Origin of the sequence: Pseudomonas sp. PvP025 (assembly GCF_017832155.1) — a bacterium.
Lineage (GTDB): Bacteria > Pseudomonadota > Gammaproteobacteria > Pseudomonadales > Pseudomonadaceae > Aquipseudomonas.
Window position 1 is genome coordinate 2,442,682 of record NZ_JAFIBJ010000001.1, and the last position, 19,828, is coordinate 2,462,509.

A 19,828-nucleotide genomic window follows, 5' to 3' on the forward strand; every position below is an offset into this window, starting at 1 on the left:
AAATGCTCAATCCTGCGCGACGCGTACCACCAACTTGCCGAAGTTGCGTCCTTCGAGCAAACCGATAAACGCCTCGGGCGCCTGTTCCAGGCCGTCGACCACGTCCTCGCGGAACTTGATCTTGCCCTCGCGCACCCATGGCGCCATGGCGCTGAGGAATTCCGGCTGGCGGTCGCCATAGTCGTCGAACACGATAAAGCCCTGGATACGCACGCGCTTGGTCAGCAGGGTGCGTTGCAGCGCCGGCAGGCGATCAGGGCCGGTGGGTGCTTCGTTGGCGTTGTAGCCGGCGATCAAGCCACACAGGGGAATGCGCGCCTTGGCATTGAGCAACGGCAGCACCGCATCGAACACCTTGCCGCCGACGTTTTCGTAATAAATGTCGACGCCGTTGGCACAGGCCACGGCCAGTTCGTTGGCGAAATCCTCGCTCTTGTGGTCGACGCAGGCGTCAAAACCCAGCTCGTCCACCACGTAGCGGCATTTTTCCGCACCGCCGGCGATGCCCACTACGCGCAGGCCCTTGAGCTTGGCCACCTGCCCCACCACCGAGCCCACCGCGCCCGAGGCCGCCGCCACCACCAGGGTTTCGCCGGCCTTGGGCTGGCCGATGTCCATCAGGCCCATGTAGGCGGTCATGCCCGGCATACCCAGCACGCCCAGCGCCATGGAAGGGCTGGCCAGGCCGTTGGGCACCGGCACCAGGTTACTGCCATCGGAAATGCTGTGGCTCTGCCAGCCGGTGGAACCGACCACCAGGTCGCCCACTTCGAATTTCGGATTGCGCGATTGCTCGACACGGCTGACGGCGCCGCCGGTCATCACCTCGTCGATTTCCACCGGCGCCGCGTAAGACGGCGCGTCGCTCATGCGGCCACGCATGTAGGGGTCGAGGGACAGGTACAGCGTCTTGAGCAGCACTTGGCCGTCCGCCAGCTCCGGCAGCGTCACCCGTTCGAGGCGGAAGTTTTCCGGCGTCGGTGCGCCCTGGGGGCGCGAAACCAGGACGATGCGCTGGTTGAGAGTCGGTTCTTGAGACATCAGGGTGCTCCTTATCGAAATCATCGGTATAGGGTGCAGACCGCGAGTGCCATGCCGGGGTTCGATCGGATCGGCACAAACAAAAATGCCAGGCGCAAGGCCTGGCATTGACGTACAGCCCAGGCTGAACGATCAGAACGGCAGCTTCATTCCCGGTGGCATCTGCATGCCGGCGGTCATGCCGGACATTTTGTCCTGACTGTTGGCTTCGATCTTGCGCACGGCGTCGTTGACGGCCGAGGCAAACAGCGCTTCGAGCATTTCCAGGTCATCTTCGCCCACGCCCGGCAGCACGCTTGGGTCGATGCTCACGCGCTTGATGTCGTGACGACCCGTCATTACCACGCTGACCATATCGCCACCGGCCTTGCCGGTGACTTCGGCGTTGGCCAGCTCTTCCTGCATCTTGGCCATCTTTTCCTGCATCTGCTGCGCCTGCTTCATCAGGCCGGCCATGCCACCTTTCATCATGGGAATCACCTCAAAAGTATGTGGATCAAACAGTTAACAGCCCGGTGTCATGACGCTTGGGTCACCGGAGCCTCGACAGGTTCAATAGTATCGTGACGCACCACCGCACCGAACTGCTGCATCATCTGCTGGACGAGCGGATCAGCCTGGATCGACTGTTCCGCATCGCGCTGGCGGTTGATGCGCCGACGGGTCGCGGCCTGGGCCGGGGTTTCCTGCTCAGGTTTGATCAGCTCGATGGCGATGGTCAACGTGCGCCCGTGGTACTGGTTGAGCGCATCGTTGAGCCGACGCTGCTGGGTCGCATTGAACAGCGCACTGTGGGCCGGGTCCAGGTGCAGCAGCCAGTGGTCGCCGTCGATGGCGATCAGGGTGCAGTTGGCGGCGATGCTGCCGGTCATGCCGGAAATCGGCAGTTTCGGGAATAACTCCAGCCATTGCAGCGCCAGACCGGTGGCCGGGGCTGCGGCGGGTTCCGCCTCGGGCTCCGGGGCCGGTTCGGCAACGTGTTCGCTGGCCAGTTCGTCCAGGTAGCTGTAGGCCGAATCCATATCCGGCTCGATGTAATCTTCGTCCAGTGGCGGTTCGTCGTCGAGGTCGATAGCCGGAACGGCGGCTTCCACCTGCGCAACGGTCGGCTCGGGCACCGGCGCAGACACGCACTCGGGGGCATCCGGCACCACGCTGTCCGGGGTCGGCGTGGGCATCGGCGTCAGTTCGGGCTGCTCGCCGGTGGTTTCCAGCACGGGCTCCACGGCGGGCTGCTGTCCGGGTTCGGGCTCGACTGGGGCCGGCTCGTTCCAGGGCAGATCGACAATCGCCTCGGGCTCAGCCTCGGGTTCGGCCACGACCGGCGCCGGCTCGGGCAATGGCTCTGGCTCTGGCGCCGGCTCCGGCTCCGGCACAACAGGCGCAGTCGCCACCGGCGCAACCACCGCCGCACCCGCCACGGAGTTGGCGGAATCAACTGTGGCCTGGCTGATCCCCACTGGCTTTAGCGGCTGCCTCGGCGCGTCGGCCGAGTCGGCGGGCCGGAAGGCCAGCATGCGCAGCAGCACCATCTCGAAGCCACCGCGCGGGTCCGGCGCCAGCGGCAGGTCGCGGCGGCCGATCAGGCCCATCTGGTAATAGAACTGCACATCTTCGGCCGGCAGCGCCTGGGCCAGGGCCAAAACGCGGTCGCGGTCACCATGGCCGTTGTCGACGCCTTCAGGCAGCGCCTGGGCGATGGCGACGCGGTGCAGCACGTTGAGTATTTCCGAGAGCACGCCGTTCCAGTCCGGGCCCTGCTCCGACAAATGGCGCACCGCTTCGAGCAGTGCCTTTGCGTCGCCCTCGATCAGCGCGTGCAGCACGTCGAACACCTGGCCGTGGTCCAGGGTGCCCAGCATGGCGCGCACATCGGCGGCCATGACCTTGCCTTCACCGAAGGCGATGGCCTGGTCGGTGAGGCTCATGGCGTCGCGCATCGAACCATCGGCGGCGCGGCCGAGCAGCCACAGTGCGTCGTCCTCGAACGGTACGTTCTCGACGCCGAGCACGTGGGTCAGATGCTCGACCACGCGCTCCGGGGTCATGTTTTTCAGGGAGAATTGCAGGCACCGCGACAAAATCGTCGCAGGAAGTTTCTGCGGGTCGGTGGTGGCCAGGATGAATTTGACGTAGGGCGGCGGCTCTTCCAGGGTTTTCAACAGCGCGTTGAAGGAATGGCTGGAGAGCATGTGCACTTCGTCGATCAGGTAGACCTTGAAGCGGCCGCGGCTGGGGGCGTACTGCACGTTGTCGAGCAGTTCGCGGGTGTCTTCGACCTTGGTGCGGCTCGCGGCGTCGATCTCGATCAGGTCGACGAAGCGCCCTTCGTCGATCTCGCGGCACACCGAGCAGGTACCGCAGGGTGTGGAGGTGATACCGGTTTCGCAGTTCAGGCACTTGGCGATGATGCGCGCGATGGTGGTCTTGCCCACCCCCCGCGTACCGGTGAACAGGTAGGCATGGTGCAGCCGCTGGCTGTCCAAGGCATTGATCAGAGCCTTGAGCACATGGGTCTGGCCGACCATTTCGCGGAACGAGCGCGGGCGCCATTTACGTGCAAGAACCTGATAACTCATCGAAAACCGTCGCAACTGGGAAGCGGAAGCCGGTAATGCTAGCGGAGCAAGGGGGAAATTGCATCCGGCACGCTCGTCTAATCTGACTAAGCTGTGCTCAACCGCCTCTCGAAGGCCTGAACATGGAGGGCATATGCGCGTAGTTCTGGGCGCTTTATGGATGATAGCCACGGCCACCCTGGCGGCCCCTGCGCCGCTGCGTTTCTCGGTTTCCGACAGCTGGGCGATGCCGGTGGTGCAACTGGAGGGCGGCGTGCCCACCCAGGGGATTGTGTACGACCTCATGTCGAGCCTGGCCACCCAGGTCGGCCGCCCGATCAGTTTCCATGTGCTGTCGCGGGTGCGGATTGCGGCAGCCATGGCCCATGGCGACATTGATGTGCGCTGTTACGTGGCCCAGGCCTGGGTCAACGACCTGTCGGGCGACTACAGCTGGAGCGTGCCGCTGATGGTGCAGCGCGATGTGCTGGTCAGCATCAACAGCCAGCCGGTGAAGGTGGACGAACTGGCCGCGCAACCGATCGGCACGGTGCTCAACTACCGCTACCCCCTGCTCGACCTGCTGTTTGCCAGCGGCCAGCTCAGCCGCGACGATGCCCGCAGCGAGGAACAGGTGCTGCAAAAGCTGGTGGCCGGGCGCTTCGACTATGCGGTGATGAATGAATGGATCGTTGATCGCTTCAATCAGAAAGTCCCGGTTGGGCGGCGCTTGCACAAGGTGGCGACAATTGAAGAGCAAGACCTCAGGTGCGTGGTGCGCAATGCCCCGGACGTGCCGGTGCAACAGATCCTGCGCACCTTGCAGCAAATGAAGAGGTCGGGGGAAATCGACGGCATTATCCAGTTGTACACCGGGCGCCCCGCCGCCAATGCCCCTGCGGACTGAAGACCGGCAAGGGACCTTCGCTTAACTCAGAAAAACCATGTGGGAGGGGGCTTGCTCCCTCCCACACCTGGATTGTGTGTGTCGTTGAGGTCAGCTTTTCGGCGCAGTCAACCGAGCGTACTGATCCTGGCTGATCCAGCCGGTGTAGGTGCGATCCCCGGCATTGGTGAACTCGACCTGGGCCCAGCCATCCTTGAAGGCCAGCACACCCACCACGTCATGCTTGACGATGTAAGGGCGCTTGGCAGCGTCGGCGCCCGGCGATTCAAGCAGGTAGGCCTTGTCGGCCGACACGGTCACCAGACCGATCCATTGCGTATCGGCAGTCTCGCTCAAGTCCAGGCCGGTGGCGATCTCGGGCATCAGCACAGTCATGCAACCGGGATGCTGCCGGCCCTGCTCCACAGTCAACGTCACGCCATCGACTGACGGCGCCACGCTGCCGGGGTAGGCGGCGTCGAGCCAAGTGGTCAGCGCGTCGGGCTTGCCTTGCAGGTAGAACGCGCAACCGCGCGTCACACCTTCGCCCATTTGTTCGGCGTAATAGCCTTCGACCTCATGCTGCGGCGTCACGGCCAGCATCAAGCCTTCGTATCTGCCCGAATGCAGTTCGGCCGCCAAGGCAGGGCCAACAACGCATAACGACAACACACCCATCGCCAGAAAACGGATCATCGTGTCTTTCCCCAGTTCACTATCAATTGCGCACACTTGCCACGTGATGAGCAAGAGGCCGGCGGACGCTAACAAGCCGGTTCGGGGTTGTCCATAGGCTGTTTCCTGCCGAGAAACAGCCCAGGTAAGCCCGCTATTTAGTGGCTTGCAGCTTTTCATAAGCCTTTTTGATTCGCTGGTCGTAATCGCCGTATTGCCGACCATTGTAGTGACGGGCCATCCCAGCATAATCCCGGGCCTTCATGGCCTTGACCAACGCCGCATTCTTGCTGCAAAAACCCACAAACGCATTCAACTGCTGGCCGGCGTTGAGCTTCATCGCAGCAACAAAATCAAACACATCCTTGAAACCACACGCTGCAAAATTGAAGCCCATGATCTGAAACATGCCGTAAGACGCGGACATCAATGCAGCCTTCTGATCCAGGCTGTACGCCGCCCGCAAGGTTTGCCAGGCGGTGGCCTGATTCTTGTTATTGATTCGCCATTGCGTGTCGGCCTTTACCATGCAGGGGGCTGAAAGATTGGGATGGGTACTGGCATACTTTTTCTGGGTGTATTTATGGAAGATGTGCCGCTCGTAGGCGAGCACCGGGAATTTTTCCGGCCCGAATCCGGATCGTCCGCTCGACTCCACGATGGCGAACGCCTTGATGATATTCACCTCGATGCCGTTGCCCAACGCAAGGGCCGCACGCTTGAAGTCGGCATCGCTGAGGTTGACGTTACCGTCGCAGGTGGCCTGGTTGACCAACTGCTGCTTGTCCGACACAGTCTGAACCGGCGATTGAACCGCCGCAGCAGGTTGCCCGGCCTTGCGCGCATCCTCGAGCAGACTCTTAAACGTCCTGCCGCCCGGATCAATGACCCCGTCGGGGCTGATCACATTGAGGCGAGTTTTCTGGAAGTCGCTAATACGCTGGATCAACAGCGGCCCGCATTTGCCGTCTACCACCAGGGGCGTCGCGGAGGTGGGGGCGATCAGATTGAACAGCTGTTGAATGAATTTGACGTCAGCGGGCACATTGCTGGCTTTGGCAGCCGTGCCGACTGAAGCACCGATAGCACCGGATAAATCTGCAGAAGTGGTCATGGCAATCATCCTAAGTCTTCAGGAATTGAGCGCCTTCACTTCTTCACTACTCCAGCACTGAGGTCATTTGCATGATTGAAATTAGCAGGCAGTTTGACGCTGTCCAGCCGAAATCGTCCGCGCCATGAAAAATGGGCAGAAGGCTGAATAAAAGGAGGGTGAGTTGAATCAGGAGGGAGAGCGTTATGGAGGCAACCCCACCAGCCACACCCCGGCACACAATGTTCCCGCTGTGGCTGCTGCCTTCCGGCTCTGACCAGGTTCACGGGTAATCGTTGCGGGGGGACCGATGGGGTCACCATAACGACGCCTGCCTCTCGGCAAGCGGGGCCATTGTACCGATCTCATCGGAAGTTACAACCGTTGGTGCCAGATTAAAAATATCCGCTGGTTCAAGCACTTGCCAGGGACTTGCGCCTCACCATTGGCGCTCTTTCATTTTGCCAGCAGGACCTCATCAGCCCGGCCGCCCTCTTCCTGAATCACCAGGTGAATGAAGTGCAGCTTGGCGATCACTGCAGGCGGCAGTACAAAGGGGTAAAAATCCGGCTGGCCCATGCTGCGTGACAGTTCGTTGAGCATGCCGGCCAGTTCGATCCAGGCGTTGACGAACGACAGGAACGCCGGGCCACCGGGATGCTCGGGGTCATAGAGGGTGGTGAGGGGGAACGGCTGGTAATCCAGGTCCATCTCACGGGCACTCATGCCAAAGCCCAGGGCGGTGTCGACGGCGTCCATCATGTGCAGGTAGTGGGCCCAGGTTTCCGCCCAGTCTTCCCACGGGTGCATGGTGGCGTAGGCGCTGACGCAGGTCTGCTGCCAGTCGGCACGCGGGCCGTGCTGGTAGTGCTGGTCGAGCGCCTCGGCATAACTGGCGCGTTCGTCGCCGAACAGGTCGCGATATGGCTGCAGCCAGTGGCTGTTGGCGATCAGACGATCCCAGTAATAATGGCCGACTTCATGACGAAAATGCCCGAGCAAGGTGCGGTAGGGCTCGTGCATCTGCACGCGGACCTTCTCGCGGTGAGCGTCGTCGGCTTCCTTGATGTCGAGGGTGATCAGGCCGTTGGCATGCCCGGTGGTGGGTGCATTGCCTTCAAGGTCGACACCGACGAAGTCGAACGCCAGGCCCGCCTCTTCATCCACGCTTTTGGGCACCACTTGCAGGCCCAGGCTGATCAACTGTGCGACGAGCCGACGCTTGGCCGTCTCGACCTTGCCCCAGCGTTCGTGATTTTCTGCAATCGACAGGTCGGGAATGGTGCGGTTCAGGCTGCAGGCCACGCACAGCGTGTCGGTGCTGTGGGCCGGGATCAGCCAGTTGCACGCCGCCGGGGTGTCGAGGTTGGCGCAACGGCGAAAGGCGCCGGCGTCGAGGTTGTCATCCATCTGCCAGGTATCGACCACCGGGCCCGGTTGCAGCGACGACAGCCGGCTCTGCTGCGGGTGGTAGCCCAGCAGGGCCGAGCAGGCCAGGCACTGGCTGTTGCGAAAAAACAGCGACTGGCCGCAGCGGCATTGCCAGACCTTGCTGTTACGCGAGGATCCGGCCATGAACGGGGCGGCGATGCGCGAACTGAGTTGCTCGAAGTAGCGGAACATGGCGATCTCTCACGGGAAGACAGAGACTAGATCACCTTGCGCACGGGATCGTTCCCGCGCGCAGCGTCAGGCTTTGCCGTACTTGCTCAGGAACGTTACAAAGGCGGCCTCATCCAGCACTTTGAGCCCCAGCTCGCTGGCCTTGGCCAACTTGGATCCTGCCCCTGGCCCAGCCACCACGCAGTGGGTTTTCGCCGACACGGAACCGGCCACCTTGGCGCCCAGGCTTTCGAGCTTTTCCTTGGCCACGTCACGGCTCATCAACTCCAGAGAGCCGGTGAGGACCCAGGTATGCCCGGCTTCCGGCAGGCCTTCGACGACCTTTTTCTCGCTCTCCCAGTGCATGCCGAAATCCTTGAGCTGCTGCTCGATGGCCAACGCGTGGCTGGCGTTTGCCGGGTTATCGAAGTACTCGCGCACCGCCTTGGCCTGCTTCTCGGGCAGCGCCTGGCGCATGTCGAGCCAGTCGGCCTTGATTACGCCTTCGAGGCTGCCGAACTTATCCGCGAGCTTCTGCGCCGCGCCCGGGCCGACGGACGGTACGTGCAGTTTGTCGAGCAAGCCGCCCAGGGTGGTGCTGGCGGCGAACTCGGCGCTCAGGTCACCCTGATCCTGCACCTGCAGGCCACATTCGTCCGGCGACAGCAGCGCGCCGATCACCTGCCGGTTATGAGCGTCTTCGAAGAAGCTATGAATCTCGTGCGCCACTTCCAGGCCCACGTCCGGCAAGTACGTCAGCACCTGCGGCAAGGCCTGCTGCACCCGCTCCAGCGAGGCCAGAGAGCGTGCCAGCACCTTGGCGGTCTCCTCGCCCACATCGGGAATGCCGAGGGCATAGATAAAGCGCGCCAGGGTCGGCGTCCTGCTGTTTTCAATCGCGGTGATCAGCTTCTTGCTGGAAATATCGGCGAAGCCTTCCAGGTCGATGATCTGCTCGTACGTGAGCTTGTAGAGGTCAGCTGGCGAACCGATGAGCTTTTCATCCACCAGTTGCTCGATGGTCTTGTCGCCCAGGCCGTCAATGTCCATGGCCCGGCGCGAGACAAAATGGATAATCGCCTGCTTGAGCTGCGCACCACAGGCCAGGCGGCCGACGCAACGGTACACCGCGCCCTCGCTGACGGTTTCCTTGCCCTTGCTGCGCTTGACCAACTGCGTGCGCTCCACATGGGAGCCGCACACTGGGCAGTGCTCGGGGATCTGCACCGCGCGGGCGTGCTCGGGGCGGCGTTCGGTCACCACCGAGACCACCTGCGGGATCACGTCTCCGGCGCGGCGGATGATCACCGTGTCGCCGATCATCAGGCCCAGGCGCGCCACTTCATCCATGTTGTGCAAGGTGGCATTGGACACCGTCACGCCGGCCACTTTCACCGGTTTCAGGCGCGCCACCGGGGTGACGGCGCCGGTACGGCCGACCTGGAATTCCACATCGAGCAGTTCGGTGAGTTCTTCCATGGCCGGGAATTTATGGGCAATGGCCCAGCGCGGTTCGCGGGCACGAAACCCCAGTTCGCGCTGGGAGGCAATGCGGTTGACCTTGAACACCACGCCGTCGATTTCATAGGGCAGGCTGTTACGCCGTTCGCCGATGTCGCGGTAGTAGTCGAGGCAATCCTGAATGCCCTTGGCCAGTTTCAGTTCATGACTGATCGGCAGGCCCCACTGCTGCAGTTGCTGCAGGTTACCGATATGGCTGTCGCTGATGTCCGCCGTCACCTGGCCGATGCCATAGCAGCAGAATTCCAGCGGGCGACTGGCGGTTATCTTCGAGTCCAACTGGCGCAGGCTGCCGGCTGCCGCGTTGCGCGGGTTGGCGAAGGTCTTGCCGCCGACTTCCAGCTGCGACGCGTTGAGGCGCTCGAAACCGGCCTTGGACATGAACACTTCGCCGCGCACTTCCAACGTCGCCGGCCAGCCGCTGCCGTGCAGTTTGAGCGGGATATTGCGCACGGTGCGCACGTTGACGCTGATGTCTTCGCCGGTGGTGCCGTCGCCACGGGTGGCGCCACGCACCAGCTCGCCGTCCTGATACAAGAGGCTGACCGCCAGGCCATCAAGCTTGGGTTCGCAGCTGTACTCGACAGCGCCAAAGAGGTCGCCGGCCGGCAGGTCCAGGCCCTCGGTCACGCGCCGATCAAACTCCAGCATGCTGCTCTCATCGAACGCGTTGCCCAGGCTGAGCATGGGAATCTCATGGCGCACCTGGGTAAACGCCGACAGCGCCGCACTGCCCACCCGCTGCGTCGGCGAATCGCGCGTCACCAGATCAGGATGCTCGGCCTCCAGGGCCTTGAGTTCGTGGAACAGGCGGTCGTACTCGGCGTCCGGAATGCTCGGTTCGTCGAGCACGTGGTAGCGGTAGTTGTGCTGATCCAGTTCAGCGCGCAGCTCGAGAATGCGGGTGTGGGCGGCGGTCATGGGTGTTCTCTCATAAAGCAAAAGAGCAGCCGAAGCTGCTCAATATGTTAGTGCACGGATTCTACAGACAACGCTTAAGATCGAACCTCAGCGTTTCTGTGTCAGGGCGCGACGCTCGAACTCGACGATGCGTTGACGGTAATGCTCGATGGTCTGGGCGGTCAGCACGCTGCGCTGGTCGTCCTTGAGTTCGCCGTTGAGTTCCTGGGACAGCTTGCGGGCTGCCGCCACCATCACGTCGAACGCCTGTTTCGGGTGACGCGGGCCTGGCAGGCCAAGGAAGAAACTCACTGCCGGGGTGCTGAACAGGTCGATGTCGTCCAAGTCGAAGGTGCCCGGCTTGACCGCGTTGGCCATGGAGAACAGCACTTCGCCGTTACCGGCCATGCTTTCGTGACGATGGAAAATATCCATCTCGCCAAAGCGCAGGCCGCTTTCGAGAATGTTCTGCAACAGCGCCGGGCCTTTGAAACCACCGGCGTCGCGGCAGATCACGCTGATCACCAGCACTTCCTCGGCGGCCGGCTGGTCGCTGACCGACTGACGCGAGGCCTGCTTGCCGACGTTTTCATCCGGGAAATCATCGTCGCGGCTGCTGAAGCTCGGGCCTTCTTCCACGTCGAGATTCAAGTCACCCTGGTGCGGTTCGGCGGCGCCTGCACTGCCACGCTTGCCACGCTTGGTCGGCTCGCGGGCTTCACGCTGCGGCGCGCTCATCGACGGCAGGTCATGCTCGTCCAACTGCGGCTCTTTATGGGTATCGAGCACACGGGGCGGCCCCAGCAGCTCGGCGCTGCCGTCGTCGTCGGGCAAGTTGGACAGGTTGCGGTCCAGACGAAACTTAAGCTTGCCCTTGCCGCCGCGCATGCGGCGCCAGCCATCAAAAAGAATACCGGCAATCACTATGATGCCGATGACGATCAGCCACTCGCGCAGACCGATTTCCATGTAATCCCGTGCCTCTAATAAAAAATGCTGAAAAATAAGGGGTTTAGCACCGTGCAAACCGCTTTAAAACGTGGCGCCAACTCTATGTTCTGACTGACGTTTTGCCCACGTACACGAAAATTCACATTAAACTAGCACGACCAAAGATAACTTTACACCGTCTGTCAAAATGCCTTGAGCAAATATGTCCATTTGCCACTTTCTTCAGACCGGTAAAACGCCCTCTATCGCCCCCTGCATTGGCGCCGATGGCCGCGCTCAAGACTCCACCATCTTCAGCGCTTCTTCGACATCCACCGCCACCAATCGCGAACACCCCGGTTCGTGCATCGTCACCCCCATCAGTTGATCGGCCATTTCCATGGCGATCTTGTTATGGGTGATATAGATGAACTGCACCGTCTGGGACATCTCCTTGACCAGGCGCGCATAGCGCCCGACGTTCGCATCATCCAGCGGCGCATCCACTTCGTCGAGCATGCAGAACGGCGCCGGGTTGAGCTTGAAGATGGCAAATACCAGCGCCAGTGCGGTGAGGGCTTTTTCGCCGCCGGACAACAAATGGATGGTGCTGTTCTTCTTGCCCGGCGGGCGCGCCATGATCGTCACCCCTGTATCGAGTAGATCTTCGCCCGTCAGTTCCAGATAAGCGCTGCCACCGCCGAAAACTTTCGGGAATAACGCCTGTAAACCGCCATTAATCTGATCAAAGGTATCCTTGAAGCGGTTGCGGGTTTCCTTGTCGATCTTGCGGATCACGTTTTCCAGGGTGTCCAGTGCTTCGACCAGGTCGGCGTCCTGAGCATCCAGATAACGTTTGCGCTCGGACTGCTGCTGGTATTCGTCGATGGCCGCGAGGTTGATCGCGCCCAGACGCTGAATGCGCGCGGCAATGCGTTCGAGTTCTTCTTCGGCGTCTTTCTCGTTGGCCTGGGCGGTCAGGGTATTGAGCACGCCGTGCAGGTCATAGCCGTCTTCGAGCAACTGGTCCTGCAGGGTCTTGCGGCGCACGGTGAGGGCTTGCCACTCCATGCGCTGTTGTTCGAGCTGGCCACGGATCAACTGCGATTGCTGCTCGGCCTGGGTGCGACGCTTTTCGGCGTCGCGCAATTCGCGGTCGGCATCTTCCAGGGCGATCTGCGCGGTCTTGAGTTCTTCGTCGACACTCATGCGCTTGTCGAGCAACTCTTCGAGTTTGAGGCGCAGCTCTTCCAGCGGCGCTTCGCCCTCCTCCAGGTTCAGGCTCAGTTGCTCGCGTTTTTCGGTAAGGCGTTCGGACTGCATCTCCAGGCGTTCGAGGGCCTGGGCGGTGGACGCATGCTGGGCGCGCACTGAACCCAGGCGCACCGCCAACTGATGGGCGTGATCCTTGTGCTGCCGGGCTTCCTGGCGCACGCGGTCGAGGCGTTCGCGCAGGCTGTCGCGCTGGGCCAGCAGCAGTTCGCGCTGTTCGGTGTCCAGGGCCATGCTGTCGAGGGCTTCCTGCAACTGCAGGCGCGCTTCGCCGATCTGTTCGTGTTCAAGGGCGCGTTGTTCGCCCATCTCCGCAACTTCTTCGTCGAGACGCGTGCGACGCAGGGTCAGTTGCTCGGCCTTGGCCTTGCTTGCCGAGAGCTGCGCCTTCAATTCGCCCTGCTGGCGCGCTTCGTCCTGTAGCAGACGGCGCAGGTGCTCGCGGCCGGTTTCCTGCTGGCGCTGGGTCGCGCGCAGGGTTTGCAGTTCGGTTTCCAGGCGTTCCAGGGTGGCTTCGCGTTCTTCGCGCTCGGCACTCAGGTTGACGATTTCCTGGCCACGGGCCAACACGCCGCTTTCGGCTTCGCTGGCGCGGCGCACCCGCAGGAAGTGACGGCCGACCCAGTAGCCATCGCGGCTGATCAGGCTGTCGCCCGCCGCCAACTGGCTGCGCTGGGCCAGCGCCTCGTCGAGGGATTCAACCGGCCTGACCTGGCCCAGCCACGGCGACAGGTCAACGGCCGCCTCGACCTTGTCCAGCAGGCTGCCCGGCACCCGCTTGCCATCGGCGTCCGGGCTGAGCAGGCGCAGATCGCCCTGGGCAAAGCCGGCCAGGTCAAAGCCGGCAAAATCATCCACCAGCACTGCTTGCAGGTCGGCACCCAAAACGGTTTCCACTGCCAATTCCCAACCGGCGTCCACCTTCAGGCCTTCGGCCAGGCGCGGACGCTCGGCCAGGTGCTGGTCGCGCAGCCATTCGGCGGTGCCGGTGCCCGGGTCCAGGGCCGCTTGCTGCAAGGCCTCAAGCGACGCCAGCCGGCCATTGAGCCGCTGCAGATCGCCCTGGGCCTGCTGCTGGGCCTGGGTCGCCGTGTGCAATTGCTGACGCAGTTGCTCCAGGCGCTCCACTTGCTGTTCTTCACTGGCTTCGAGCTCTTCGAGGGTCATCTCGCTTTCGGCCAGTTGCTCGTTCAAGGCCATGATGGCCGCGTCTTCAGGGTCGGCGGCGAGCAGCGCGCGCTCTTCGAGCATGCGCCGCTGGCGCTCGGCCAGGCGCTCCATGCTGGTTTCCAGCTGCTGGATGCGCGACTGCTGCACCTCAGCCTGACGGCGCGGTTCGGCCGATTGCAGGTTGAAGGCGTCCCACTGCTCCTGCCAGCCGTGCATGGTGGTTTCGGCTTCTTCCAGGGCAGCAGCGGCTTCCTCGGCGGCGGCGCTGGTGATTTCCTGCTCGGGGGTGAGCCTGTCCAGCTCTTCGCCGAGGGTCAGCAGCAGAGTGCGGTCATGGCCCAGGTGCGATTCGGTTTCCAGGCGCGCGCGCTCAGCTTCCTTCAAATCGTCCTGCAACTGACGCAGACGCTGCTGGCCATGCTGGATGCTCTGCTCGACGCGGGCAATGTCGCCGCCCACCGAATAGAAGCGCCCCTGCACCAGATTGAAGCGCTCGGACAGGTCATGGTGCCCGTCACGCAGGCGCTCGATGCTCGCGTCGGCGTTGCGCTGTTCGGCCACCAGGGCTTCGAAGCTGATTTCCTGGGTGCCGATGATCGCCTCGCGCTGGCCCACCTGCTCGTTCAGCGCCTGCCAGCGCAGGGCCGACAGCTGCGCCTTGAGCTGGCGTTCCTCGCCCTTGTATTCCTGATACTTCTCGGCCGCCTGGGCCTGGCGGTGCAGGCGCTCCAACTGACGCTCAAGCTCTTCGCGCAGGTCGGTCAGGCGGGCGAGGTTATCGTGGGTGCGACGGATGCGGTTTTCGGTCTCGCGGCGGCGCTCCTTGTACTTGGAGATGCCGGCGGCTTCTTCGATGAAGTTGCGCAGATCCTCAGGCTTGGCTTCGATCAGCTTGGAGATCATGCCCTGCTCGATGATCGAGTAGCTGCGCGGGCCCAGGCCGGTGCCGAGGAAGATATCGGTGATGTCGCGTCGACGGCACTTGGTGCCGTTGAGGAAGTAACTGTTCTGGCTGTCGCGGGTGACTTTGCGGCGGATGGAGATTTCGGCGTAGGCGGCGTATTCGCCGACCAGGGTGCCGTCGGAGTTGTCGAATACCAGCTCGATGCTGGCCTGGCTCACGGGTTTGCGGCTGGTGGAGCCGTTGAAGATGACGTCGGTCATCGACTCGCCACGCAGGTTCTTCGCCGAACTCTCGCCCATCACCCAGCGCACGGCGTCGATGATGTTCGACTTGCCGCAACCATTGGGCCCGACCACCGCCGCCATGTTACTGGGGAAGTTCACCGTGGTCGGGTCGACGAAGGATTTGAACCCCGCCAGCTTGATGCACTTGAGCCGCACGCTTAGGCGTCCGCCAACGCGGCGATCACCAGCGAGCTGCTGCGTTGGCAGTAGGCCGACAGCACCGCGCGAATCTGCGCCAGGTCACGCTCGAGCACGGCGGCGAGCAGTTGCTCGAACAGCGCCAGGTATTCGCTCATGCTCGCCTTGCGCTGATCCAGGGCCAGGTAATAGGCACGGTTCATCGCCGGTTGCAGGTTCTCGACGGTTTCCTGCAGATACGGGTTGTTGGCGAAGGGGTACGCGGCGCGCATCACATTGAAGCTTTCTTCGACGAAGGCGCGGATGTCCTGGCGTTCGAAATTGCTCACCAGGCGCTGCTGGATCTGCACGAACGGCGCCATGTCGGCCTGGGTCTGCCAGCCCTCGGCGACCGCATTGCCGAGCAGGATGTACAGCTCGCCCATCAACGTGCACAGGCTCTGCACTTTGTGCGCCGTCAGTTCGGTGACGTGGGCGCCACGGCGCGGCAGGATCGCGATGAGGTGGCGACGTTCGAGGATCAACAAGGCTTCGCGCACGGAACCACGGCTGACATTCAGCGCCAGCGTGACCTTCTGTTCCTGGATACGCTCCCCAGGCTTTAAATCGCCGCGAATAATGCGTTCGGCGAGGTGGTGAGCGATTTGCTCGGCGAGACTGTCCGGCGCCTTGAACGTCATGTTTTCCCTTCAAAATCTTCTATCGTTGACAGCGCGGCAGTGTAGCGCATTGGCTCGCTGATGGCGCTACGCCCACAGGGGCGAATTTGGCATGAAATAAGCAGTTATTACAGCTCATCACCCTGTAAAAACGCCGGCTTCAGAAGCCCGCCCCCTAATTGAGGATGCTGTGATCGCGCTTTCTTGACCCTTAAGTCAGAAAAGCATTGACCGAAAAGTCAGACATGACTAGATTCGGCGCAAAGCGGTTACAACAATAATGAATCTGCGAGGCCTTCCGTGATCCAGTTTTTACTCAACCAGGAACTCCGTAGCGAGCACGCCCTGGACCCCAACCTGACGGTGCTAAACTACCTGCGTGAACACGTGGGCAAGCCCGGCACCAAGGAAGGCTGCGCCAGCGGTGACTGCGGCGCGTGCACCGTGGTGGTGGGCGAGTTGCACCGCGATGACAGCGGCGCCGAGCGGATTCGTTATCGCAGCCTCAATTCATGCCTGACCTTTGTTTCGTCGTTGCACGGCAAACAATTGATCAGCGTCGAAGACCTCAAGCACCAGGGCCAGTTGCACAGCGTGCAGCAGGCGATGGTCGAGTGCCACGGCTCGCAATGCGGCTTTTGCACGCCGGGCTTTGTGATGTCGCTGTTTGCCCTGCAAAAGAACAGCGACTCACCCGATAGCCACAAAGCCCACGAAGCCCTGGCCGGCAACCTGTGCCGCTGCACCGGCTACCGCCCGATCCTGGCCGCCGCCGCGCAGGCTTGCTGCAACAAACCCCAGGACCAGTTCGACAGTCGCCAGGCCCAGACCATTGCCCGCCTCAAGGCCATCGCGCCCACCCAGACCGGCGAGTTGAACAGCGGCGACAAACGCTGCCTGGTGCCGCTCACAGTCGCCGACCTGGCCGACCTTTACGACGCCTACCCGCAAGCCCGGCTGCTCGCCGGCGGCACCGACCTGGCGCTGGAAGTCACGCAGTTTCACCGCACGCTGCCGGTGATGATCTACGTGGGCAACATCGACGAGATGAAGCGCATCGACGCCTTTGACGACCGCCTGGAAATCGGCGCCGCCGCCGCCCTCTCCGACTGCTACACCGCGTTGCACCAGGCCTATCCGGATTTTGGCGAACTGCTGCAGCGTTTTGCCTCCCTGCAGATCCGCAACCAGGGCACCCTGGGCGGTAATATCGGCAACGCTTCGCCGATTGGCGATTCACCGCCGCTGCTGATCGCCCTGGGCGCGCAGATCGTGCTGTGCAAGGGCAACACCCGGCACACCCTGGCGCTGGAAGACTACTTCATCGACTACCGCGTCACCGCCCGGCAAGACAGCGAATTCATCGAAAAAATCATCGTGCCCAAGGGCCACACGCTGTTTCGTGCGTACAAGGTGTCCAAGCGCCTGGACGATGATATTTCCGCGGTCTGCGCCGCCTTCAACCTGAAGATCGACAACGGTGTAATCCGCCAGGCGCGCGTTGCTTTTGGTGGCATGGCCGCCACGCCCAAGCGCGCCAAACACTGCGAAGCCGCGCTGGTCGGCGCCACCTGGAACGCCGCCACCGTCGAACACGCCTGTGCTGCCCTGGCCGAGGACTTCACCCCGCTCTCGGATTTTCGCGCCAGCAAGGAATACCGCCTGCTCAGCGCGCAGAACCTGCTGCGCAAATACTTCATCGAGCTGCAGACGCCGCACATCGAGACTCGGGTGACCGCTTATGTCTAACCATCACGCCGTCGTTAAAACCCAGGCCGAACTGGCCGAGCTGTTCGCCGGGGAAATCACCTCTGGCGTCGGCCGCAGCGTCAAGCACGACAGCGCCGCCAAGCACGTCAGCGGTGAAGCGCAGTACATCGATGACCGCCTGGAATTTCCCAACCAGTTGCACCTGTATGCGCGCCTGTCCGACCGCGCCCACGCGCGCATTCTCAGCATCGACACCGCGCCCTGCTACGCCTTTGACGGTGTGCGCATCGTCATCACCCACGAAGACGTGCCGGGCCTCAAAGACATCGGCCCGTTGCTGCCCGGCGACCCGCTGCTGGCCATCGACACCGTGCAATACGTCGGCCAGGTGGTGCTGGCCGTGGCCGCCCGCGACCTCGACACCGCGCGCAAAGCCGCGATGGCGGCGCTGATCGAATACGAAGACCTGGAACCGGTGCTCGACGTGGTCGAAGCCTACCGCACCAAACACTTCGTGCTCGACAGCCACACCCACCAACGCGGGGATTCGGCGGGCGCATTGGCCACGGCCAAACATCGTCTGCAAGGCACCCTGCACATCGGCGGTCAGGAACACTTCTATCTCGAAACCCAGATTTCCTCGGTGATGCCCACCGAAGACGGCGGCATGATCGTCTACTGCTCTACGCAAAACCCCACCGAAGTACAGAAACTGGTGGCCGAAGTGCTCGACGTGTCGATGAACAGAATCGTCGTCGACATGCGCCGCATGGGCGGTGGTTTCGGCGGCAAGGAAACCCAGGCGGCGAGCCCCGCCTGCCTGTGTGCGGTGGTCGCGCGCCTCACCGGCCAGCCAACCAAGATGCGCCTGCCGCGCGTCGAAGACATGCTGATGACCGGCAAGCGCCACCCGTTCTATATCGAATACGACGTGGGTTTTGACGACAGTGGCCGGCTGCACGGGATCAACCTGGAATTGGCGGGCAACTGCGGCTGCTCGCCGGACCTGTCCAACTCGATCGTCGACCGCGCGATGTTCCACGCCGACAACTCGTATTACCTGGGCGACGCCACGGTCAACGGTCATCGCTGCAAGACCAACACCGCGTCCAACACCGCCTATCGCGGCTTCGGCGGCCCGCAGGGCATGGTCGCCATCGAAGAAGTGATGGACGCCATCGCCCGCCACCTCGCGCTCGACCCGCTGGCGGTGCGCAAGGCCAATTACTACGGCAAGACCGAGCGCAACGTCACCCACTACTACCAGACCGTCGAGCACAACATGCTCGACGAAATGACCGCCGAGCTTGAAGCCAGCAGCCAATACGCCGAACGCCGCGAAGCGATCCGCCAGTACAACGCCCACAGCCCGATCCTGAAAAAAGGCCTGGCGCTGACCCCGGTGAAATTCGGCATCTCGTTTACCGCCAGCTTTCTCAACCAGGCCGGCGCGCTGATCCACATCTACACCGACGGCAGCATCCACCTCAACCACGGCGGCACCGAGATGGGCCAGGGCCTGAACACCAAGGTCGCGCAAGTGGTGGCCGAGGTCTTCCAGGTGCACATCGACCGCGTGCAGATCACCGCGACCAACACCGATAAAGTGCCGAACACCTCGCCCACGGCCGCCTCCAGCGGCGCCGACCTGAACGGCAAGGCCGCGCAGAACGCCGCCGAAACCATCAAGCAACGCCTGGTGGAATTCGCCGCGCGCAAGTACGACGTGAGTGAAGCGGATGTGGAATTTCGCAACGGCCATGTGCGCGTGCGCGAGCAGATCCTGAGCTTCGAGGCGTTGATCCAGCAGGCGTACTTCGCCCAGGTATCGCTGTCGAGCACCGGGTTCTACAAGACCCCGAAAATCTTCTACGACCGCAGCCAGTCGCGCGGGCGGCCGTTCTACTACTACGCGTTCGGCGCGGCCTGCTGCGAAGTGATTGTCGACACCCTCACCGGCGAATACCGGATGCTGCGCACCGACATCCTGCATGACGTGGGCGCCTCGCTGAACCCGGCCATCGACATCGGCCAGGTCGAAGGCGGCTTCATCCAGGGCATGGGCTGGCTGACCATGGAAGAGCTGGTGTGGAATGACAAGGGCAAGCTGATGACGAATGGACCGGCCAGCTACAAGATCCCGGCGGTGGCGGACATGCCGCTGGATTTGCGGGTGAAGCTGGTGGAGAACCGCAAGAACCCGGAAGACACGGTGTTTCACTCCAAGGCCGTCGGCGAGCCGCCGTTCATGCTCGGCATCGCCTCGTGGTGCGCGATCAAGGATGCGGTCGCAAGCCTTGGTGATTACCGCCATCAGCCAAAGATCGATGCGCCGGCGACGCCGGAGCGGGTGTTGTGGGGGTGTGAGCAGATGCGGCAGTTGCAGGTATCGCTTTAGGACCGAGGTGCTGCCTTCGCGAGCAAGCCCGCTCCCACAGGGGAACGCATTCCAACTGTAAGAGCGGCTTGCCCGCGATGACGGCCT

General features: G+C 62.5%; 13 protein-coding genes and 1 other RNA gene. 3 read left to right on the top strand and 11 right to left on the bottom strand.

Annotation, left to right across the window (positions count from 1 at the left end; translation table 11 throughout):
• Positions 1-6: 6 nt before the first annotated feature.
• The 3 genes from JOE32_RS10120 to dnaX form a co-directional block, all read right to left on the bottom strand.
• On the bottom strand, positions 7-1,041 hold the full coding sequence (locus JOE32_RS10120) for an NADP-dependent oxidoreductase (RefSeq protein ID WP_209983649.1): 1,035 nt from the start codon (positions 1,039-1,041) through the stop codon (positions 7-9).
• Positions 1,042-1,173: 132 nt separating this feature from the next.
• On the bottom strand, positions 1,174-1,512 hold the full coding sequence (locus JOE32_RS10125) for a YbaB/EbfC family nucleoid-associated protein (RefSeq protein WP_003230417.1): 339 nt from the start codon (positions 1,510-1,512) through the stop codon (positions 1,174-1,176).
• A gap of 47 nt (positions 1,513-1,559) precedes the next feature.
• Positions 1,560-3,620, bottom strand: a complete 2,061-nt coding sequence (dnaX, locus tag JOE32_RS10130) for a DNA polymerase III subunit gamma/tau (protein ID WP_209983651.1) — start codon at positions 3,618-3,620, stop codon at positions 1,560-1,562.
• A gap of 133 nt (positions 3,621-3,753) precedes the next feature.
• Here dnaX and JOE32_RS10135 point away from each other — a divergent pair, with 133 nt between their 5' ends.
• On the top strand, positions 3,754-4,506 hold the full coding sequence (locus JOE32_RS10135; protein WP_209983653.1) for a transporter substrate-binding domain-containing protein: 753 nt from the start codon (positions 3,754-3,756) through the stop codon (positions 4,504-4,506).
• 90 nt (positions 4,507-4,596) lie between these two features.
• Here JOE32_RS10135 and JOE32_RS10140 read toward each other — a convergent pair whose 3' ends face one another.
• The 8 genes from JOE32_RS10140 to JOE32_RS10175 form a co-directional block, all read right to left on the bottom strand.
• Entirely contained in the window at positions 4,597-5,181 is a 585-nt protein-coding gene (locus JOE32_RS10140; RefSeq protein ID WP_209983655.1) for a hypothetical protein, read from the bottom strand.
• A 133-nt stretch (positions 5,182-5,314) separates the two neighbouring features.
• The gene (locus tag JOE32_RS10145; protein ID WP_209983657.1) at positions 5,315-6,274 is read right to left on the bottom strand and encodes an N-acetylmuramidase family protein; all 960 of its coding nucleotides are present in this window, start codon (positions 6,272-6,274) and stop codon (positions 5,315-5,317) included.
• Positions 6,275-6,469: 195 nt separating this feature from the next.
• Positions 6,470-6,566: signal recognition particle sRNA small type (gene ffs / locus JOE32_RS10150), an RNA gene on the bottom strand.
• A gap of 143 nt (positions 6,567-6,709) precedes the next feature.
• The gene (locus JOE32_RS10155) at positions 6,710-7,876 is read right to left on the bottom strand and encodes a putative zinc-binding metallopeptidase (RefSeq protein ID WP_209983677.1); all 1,167 of its coding nucleotides are present in this window, start codon (positions 7,874-7,876) and stop codon (positions 6,710-6,712) included.
• Positions 7,877-7,942: 66 nt separating this feature from the next.
• The gene (gene ligA / locus JOE32_RS10160) at positions 7,943-10,297 is read right to left on the bottom strand and encodes an NAD-dependent DNA ligase LigA (RefSeq protein ID WP_209983679.1); all 2,355 of its coding nucleotides are present in this window, start codon (positions 10,295-10,297) and stop codon (positions 7,943-7,945) included.
• A gap of 87 nt (positions 10,298-10,384) precedes the next feature.
• The gene (gene zipA / locus JOE32_RS10165; protein WP_209983681.1) at positions 10,385-11,245 is read right to left on the bottom strand and encodes a cell division protein ZipA; all 861 of its coding nucleotides are present in this window, start codon (positions 11,243-11,245) and stop codon (positions 10,385-10,387) included.
• Positions 11,246-11,503: 258 nt separating this feature from the next.
• Entirely contained in the window at positions 11,504-14,992 is a 3,489-nt protein-coding gene (gene smc, locus JOE32_RS10170) for a chromosome segregation protein SMC (RefSeq protein ID WP_209983683.1), read from the bottom strand.
• Between the two features lie 2 nt (positions 14,993-14,994).
• Positions 14,995-15,654, bottom strand: coding sequence for a GntR family transcriptional regulator (locus JOE32_RS10175; RefSeq protein WP_209983685.1), 660 nt, complete (start codon positions 15,652-15,654; stop codon positions 14,995-14,997).
• Between the two features lie 279 nt (positions 15,655-15,933).
• Between JOE32_RS10175 and xdhA the strand changes: the two genes are divergently transcribed.
• Positions 15,934-17,382, top strand: coding sequence for a xanthine dehydrogenase small subunit (xdhA, locus tag JOE32_RS10180; RefSeq protein WP_209983688.1), 1,449 nt, complete (start codon positions 15,934-15,936; stop codon positions 17,380-17,382).
• On the top strand, positions 17,375-19,741 hold the full coding sequence (xdhB, locus tag JOE32_RS10185; RefSeq protein WP_209983690.1) for a xanthine dehydrogenase molybdopterin binding subunit: 2,367 nt from the start codon (positions 17,375-17,377) through the stop codon (positions 19,739-19,741). Before xdhA ends, xdhB begins: the two co-directional genes overlap by 8 nt.
• Positions 19,742-19,828: the final 87 nt, after the last annotated feature.

Bases quoted from the DNA above. Each gene is read 5' to 3' on its own strand.
- JOE32_RS10135 (WP_209983653.1), top strand. From the start codon at position 3,754: ATGCGCGTAGTTCTGGGCGCTTTATGGATGATAGCCACGGCCACCCTG.
- dnaX (WP_209983651.1), bottom strand. From the start codon at position 3,620: ATGAGTTATCAGGTTCTTGCACGTAAATGGCGCCCGCGCTCGTTCCGC.
- JOE32_RS10140 (WP_209983655.1), bottom strand. From the start codon at position 5,181: ATGATCCGTTTTCTGGCGATGGGTGTGTTGTCGTTATGCGTTGTTGGC.
- zipA (WP_209983681.1), bottom strand. From the start codon at position 11,245: ATGGAAATCGGTCTGCGCGAGTGGCTGATCGTCATCGGCATCATAGTG.
- ligA (WP_209983679.1), bottom strand. From the start codon at position 10,297: ATGACCGCCGCCCACACCCGCATTCTCGAGCTGCGCGCTGAACTGGAT.
- JOE32_RS10125 (WP_003230417.1), bottom strand. From the start codon at position 1,512: ATGATGAAAGGTGGCATGGCCGGCCTGATGAAGCAGGCGCAGCAGATG.
- JOE32_RS10120 (WP_209983649.1), bottom strand. From the start codon at position 1,041: ATGTCTCAAGAACCGACTCTCAACCAGCGCATCGTCCTGGTTTCGCGC.
- JOE32_RS10145 (WP_209983657.1), bottom strand. From the start codon at position 6,274: ATGACCACTTCTGCAGATTTATCCGGTGCTATCGGTGCTTCAGTCGGC.
- xdhB (WP_209983690.1), top strand. From the start codon at position 17,375: ATGTCTAACCATCACGCCGTCGTTAAAACCCAGGCCGAACTGGCCGAG.
- JOE32_RS10175 (WP_209983685.1), bottom strand. From the start codon at position 15,654: ATGACGTTCAAGGCGCCGGACAGTCTCGCCGAGCAAATCGCTCACCAC.
- JOE32_RS10155 (WP_209983677.1), bottom strand. From the start codon at position 7,876: ATGTTCCGCTACTTCGAGCAACTCAGTTCGCGCATCGCCGCCCCGTTC.